At 74.3% G+C, this 5,001-nt stretch carries 6 protein-coding genes; 4 read left to right on the top strand and 2 right to left on the bottom strand.

Translation table 11 applies throughout. From position 1 onward, the window contains the following. Positions 1-119: 119 nt before the first annotated feature. On the bottom strand, positions 120-722 hold the full coding sequence (locus ABT116_RS39530; protein WP_351644604.1) for a hypothetical protein: 603 nt from the start codon (positions 720-722) through the stop codon (positions 120-122). A gap of 230 nt (positions 723-952) precedes the next feature. Here ABT116_RS39530 and npdG point away from each other — a divergent pair, with 230 nt between their 5' ends. Next, entirely contained in the window at positions 953-1,675 is a 723-nt protein-coding gene (gene npdG / locus ABT116_RS39525; RefSeq protein ID WP_351644599.1) for an NADPH-dependent F420 reductase, read from the top strand. 72 nt (positions 1,676-1,747) lie between these two features. Beyond that, positions 1,748-1,927, top strand: coding sequence for a hypothetical protein (locus ABT116_RS39520; protein ID WP_351644594.1), 180 nt, complete (start codon positions 1,748-1,750; stop codon positions 1,925-1,927). A 9-nt stretch (positions 1,928-1,936) separates the two neighbouring features. On the opposite strand, the gene ABT116_RS39515 is transcribed toward ABT116_RS39520, so the two are convergent. Continuing rightward, entirely contained in the window at positions 1,937-2,737 is an 801-nt protein-coding gene (locus tag ABT116_RS39515; protein ID WP_351644590.1) for a site-2 protease family protein, read from the bottom strand. Positions 2,738-2,839: 102 nt separating this feature from the next. On the opposite strand from ABT116_RS39515, the gene ABT116_RS39510 reads away from it, so the two are divergent. Together ABT116_RS39510 and ABT116_RS39505 are read left to right on the top strand one after the other, a co-directional pair. Then, positions 2,840-3,553, top strand: coding sequence for a DUF6578 domain-containing protein (locus ABT116_RS39510; protein ID WP_351644585.1), 714 nt, complete (start codon positions 2,840-2,842; stop codon positions 3,551-3,553). A 349-nt stretch (positions 3,554-3,902) separates the two neighbouring features. Further along, positions 3,903-5,001, top strand: a 1,099-nt coding sequence (locus ABT116_RS39505; protein ID WP_351644577.1) for an AfsR/SARP family transcriptional regulator, incomplete at its 3' end; no start/stop codon positions are given.

Genomic DNA, 5,001 nt, shown 5'->3' with positions numbered 1-5,001 from the left:
AGAGCTGATCCCACCGACGCCCGGGGCCGCGGCCCCGGGCGTTCGTGATGTGTGGGGTGCCATCGAGGCATTCGTGAGGGGCGGGGTGCCATCGAGGCCGGCAGCGGGACGCCCGGACGTCACCAGCGGGCCGGTGGCGGTGCCGTCAGGTGCTCCGCCAGTCGCGCGACCCGGTCCCGCAGCCGGCGCCGCCCCCGCGGGGTGGGCAGGGCGTTCTCCCCGGCCGCCGCGCTGACCAGGTGCTGCACCGTGTCGAGGTCCAGCTCCGAGCCGTCGGGAACGGCCAGGGTCTCGTGCGCCATGGACGGCAACTCGCCCGGGCCGGGGCCCAGGGCCAGCACCGTCGCCCCGGCACGACGGGCGTCGGACACCCGTTCCAACAATGGTGCGGCGGGCGCCTCGGGGGCGACCACCAGCAGCGTCTCGCCCCGCCGGGCCGCCTCCAGCCGGCCCAGACCGACCGCCAGATGCGTCGGATCGCAGGGGCGCGCGTCGTGCCGTACCAGTGTCGGGGCCAACTCAGGCGTGCCCGACCAGGCGGCCTCGTCCACCAGGTGCGCGGCCAGATGCCACGGCTCGTACTCCCGCGTGCCGACGAGCAGCAGCCCACCCCCGTGCGACACCACCGAGCCGCGCAGCGCCCCGGCGAAACGCCGCGTGGCCTGGAGCCACTCCGTCCCGGCGAGCACTTCCCGCAGCAACGCGACCCGTACCGCATCCATGGGGCCGCATCCTGCCCCGAGCGGTCACCCGTGACGTCGCGTTCATTCCGCATTCGCCCGGGCTGGGTAGGCCGACCGGTCATCTGTACCACCGTCGAACGACCGGAGGAGCCCGTCGGCGACCGAGACCAGCGTCCCCTTCCGCGCCGCACAGGAGGGAAACCCCGGGTGCCCGTGACGGATCCGACCTGAGCCGTCCGGCGTGACGGCGCGGTCGTAGAGTCGGGGCCATGACCTCTACCGACAGTGCTGCTGCCACCGACAACGCCCAGAAGGCGCCCGCCAAGGACCCCTGGGACCTGCCCGACGTCTCCGGACTCGTGGTGGGGGTGCTCGGCGGTACCGGACCGCAGGGCAAGGGCCTGGCCTACCGGCTCGCCAAGGCCGGCCAGAAGGTGATCATCGGCTCCCGGGCGGCCGACCGTGCCCAGGCCGCCGCCGACGAACTCGGCCACGGAATCGAGGGCGCCGACAACGCCGAGACCGCGCGCCGCAGCGACATCGTGATCGTCGCCGTGCCGTGGGACGGCCACGGCAAGACCCTCGAGTCGCTGCGCGAGGAACTGGGGGGCAAGCTCGTCGTCGACTGCGTCAACCCGCTCGGCTTCGACAAGAAGGGCGCCTACGCCCTCAAGCCGGAGGAGGGCAGCGCCGCCGAGCAGGCCGCCGCGCTGCTGCCGGACTCCCGGGTCACGGCCGCCTTCCACCACCTGTCGGCCGTGCTGCTGCAGGACGCGGAGATCGACGAGATCGACACCGATGTGATGGTGCTCGGCGAGGTGCGGGCGGACGTGGAGATCGTCCAGGCCCTCGCCGGCCGCATCCCCGGGATGCGCGGTGTCTTCGCCGGGCGGCTGCGCAACGCCCACCAGGTGGAGTCGCTGGTGGCCAACCTGATCTCCGTCAACCGCCGCTACAAGGCGCACGCGGGGCTCCGCGTCACCGACGTGTGAGCCGGTGAGGAGCATGGGGGACACTGGACGGCATCAGCAGTGCCGCAGTGTCCCCCGACAGGAGTCGACCCCATGCCCCGCCTCGCCCTCTATGCCCTGATCGTCTGCGTCCTGGCCGTGGCCGCGGCCGTGGTCTCCTTCGTGAAGGGCAGCTGGCTGGGGATCGTGTGGGTGCTGCTCGCCGGGCTGTCGTCGAACATGACCTGGTACTACCTGAAGCGCGCCAAGGCACAGAAGTCGGTCACGCACTGACCGCTTGCGTCACGGTGCCGCCTGGCAGAACTCGTTCGAGCCCTGCCAGAAGCGGTACAGCTCCTGACCGCAGTACGTCTCGAAGTCGCTGATGCCGAGGGACTTCAGGATCGTGTCGATCACGTCGAAGAAGACGCCGTTGACCGCAGGCAGCCACAGCAGCGCGAACACGAACAGCAGGCCGAACGGCGCGAACGGTTCCACCTGACGCCGGATGTTGTACGACAGCCAGGGCTCGATGACGCCGTAGCCGTCCAGCCCGGGCACCGGCAGGAAGTTCAGCAGCGCCGCCGTCACCTGGAGCAGCGCGAGGAAGGCGAGGGCGAACCGGAAGTCGTTCGGCACGCCGTCCAGCGCGTCCAGCCAGAACGGGGCGGTGCAGACGACGGCGAACAGCACGTTCGTCAGCGGGCCCGCCGCCGAGATCAGGCTGTGCTTCCAGCGCCCCTGGATCCGCCCCCGCTCGATGAAAACGGCGCCGCCGGGCAGCCCGATGCCGCCCATGATCACGAAGATCACCGGCAGCACGATGCTGAGCAGCGCGTGCGTGTACTTCAGCGGGTTCAGGGTCAGATAGCCCTTCGCGCCGACCGAGATGTCGCCGCTGTGCAGGGCGGTGCGCGCGTGCGCGTACTCGTGCAGGCACAGCGAGACGATCCACGCCGCCGTCACGAACAGGAACACGGCGACGCCGGGCTGCTCGGCGAACCCGGTCCAGGTCGCCCATCCCGTGACCGCCGTCACGGCGAGGATCCCGACGAACACGGGGCTGATCCGCCGCTCGCTGTGGCGGGTGGTGGCGGTGGTCATGGGGCTCCCTGCTCATCGACACGGGGTGGGACGGCCCGACGGTACCGGGCGCAGGTGAAAAACGTCTCGCGCGGGGCGGTCGGTTCCGGGGAGGCTGGGGGAATGGGGCTGTGGCACGTGTACTACGAGGACTGGCAGATGGAGTGCTGCGGCACACCGTTCTCGGTGGGGGACGAGGTGAGCTGGCCGCTGCTGCTCGTGGACCCGGACACGGTGCTGGGCGGCGGCTGGCACGACCAGCTCACCGAGGTGGCCGGGCCCGTGGAGGACGTGGGCGGGGTGCGGATGGTGCGGGAGGAGCCGGGCCTGCCGGTGGCCCTGGGGGCGGATCCCGACGCCGAGGAGGACCTGCGCCCGGAACCGGGGAGCCGGACCCGGTCGGCCGGGCTGCTCTCCGTCGAGCGGCACGGCGCGAAGTGGCCCGAGGCGGCCGGGCTGGTGCGGGCCGTGCAGGTGCTGACCCAGACCTGGGCCGAGACCGCGCCCGGATCGCGCTCCTACGAGCCGGTGGCGGGGGAGCGCGGGCTGCGGCTGGTGGACCGGTGCCCGAAGTGGTTCAAGGAGACCGAGGCGGAGCGGGCGGCCGACGGGCGCGGACGGCGCTCGCGTGAGTCGGGGCTGGTGGTGACCCTGGACGTGCCGGACACGGACTCCCGGCTCTCCCACGCCGTCCGCGAGGCCCGGGGCATTCCCCGGCACGCGGAACCAGGCGCGGAGACCCGTGACATCCCGGCGGCCGACCTGACGGCCCTGCTGGAGAGTCTGAGCAGGCCCGGGAGACGAGGCCGCCCGGGCACCGCGCGCCGTGGGGCCTGAGACGCACCGGCCGGGCCCGCATCCGCGGCCGGTGGTGCCTGATGCCGCCGAGCGTGACGCCCCCGCCCCGGCCCCCGAACGCCCCGCCCCGGCTCCTGAGCATTCCGCCCCGGTCCCCGGACGCCCCGCCCCGGCTCCTGAGCATTCCGCCTCGGTCCCCGAACGCCCCGCCTTGGCTCCTGAGCATTCCGCCCCGGTCCCCGGACGCCCCGCCCCGGCTCATGAGCGTTCCGCCCCGGCCCCCGAACACCCCGCCCCGGCCCCCGCACGTTCCACCCCGGCCCCCGAACGCCCCGCCGTGCCGTCGATCGCCGTGACCCGCCCCCGTACCACCGGAGACAATGAGCCCGTGCATTACCGCATCCTCGGCACCACGCAGGCGCTCCGCGACGACGGGACGGCCCTTCCGGTCGGCGGGGCGCGCTTGCGTGCGCTGCTGACCGTGCTCGCACTGCGGGCCGGACGGACCGTGCCCGCCGGACTGCTCGTCGAGGAGGTGTGGGGCGGGCAGCCGCCCGCCGACGCGCCGGGGGCGCTGCAGGCGCTGGTCGGACGGCTGCGCAGGACGCTCGGCGCGGACGCGATCGCCTCCGTCGAGGGCGGGTACCGGCTCACCGCCCCGCCCGACGACGTCGACCTGCACCGGTTCGAGCGGCTGGCCGGCGAGGGGCTGCGGGCGCTGTCCGACGGCGACCCCGCCAAGGCCGCCGTGGTCCTCGACGACGCCCTCGCCCTGTGGCGCGGCCCGGCCCTCGCCGACCTGCCCGACCGCACCGCCGAGGCGGCCCGTTGGGACACCCGCCGCCTGGACGCGCTCCGGGCCCGCCACGCAGCCGCCCTCGCCCTGGGCCAGGCCGAGCAGTCCCTGCCGGAACTGACCGCCCTGTGCGACGGCCACCCCCTGGACGAGCCCCTCCAGGCCCTGCGGCTGCGCGCCCTGCGGGACGCCGGCCGTGCGGCGGAGGCACTGGACGCCTACGAGGACGTGCGGCGCCTCCTCGCCGACCGTCTCGGCGCCGACCCGGGACCGGAACTGCGTTCCCTGCACGCGGAGTTGCTCCACCTCGGCGACGCCCCCGCACCTGTGCCCACAGCCGAGGGGCCGGGCAGGTCCGCCGGCAACCTCCGGGCCCGCCTCACCTCCTTCATCGGCCGGGAAACCGACATCCAGACCATCCGCGGGGACCTCGCGGCGGCCCGGCTGGTCACCCTGCTCGGGCCCGGCGGCGCCGGGAAGACCCGCCTGTCGCAGGAGGCCGCCGAGTCCGTACGCGAGGCCATGCCCGGCGGCGTGTGGCTGGCCGAACTCGCCCCGGTCGACGACCCCGACGCCGTCCCCGAGGCCGTGCTCACCGCCCTCGGCGCCCGCGAGACCGTGCTGTACGGCGCGGGCGCCGAGGGCATCCGCGCCGCCGTCGCCGACCGGCTCGACGACCCCGTCGAGCGGC

It is taken from the genome of Streptomyces sp. NPDC002130 (assembly GCF_040296465.1).
Lineage (GTDB): Bacteria > Actinomycetota > Actinomycetes > Streptomycetales > Streptomycetaceae > Streptomyces.
Note: the sequence above shows the minus strand (reverse complement) of the source record. Positions and strands in the feature narration are given on the sequence as shown.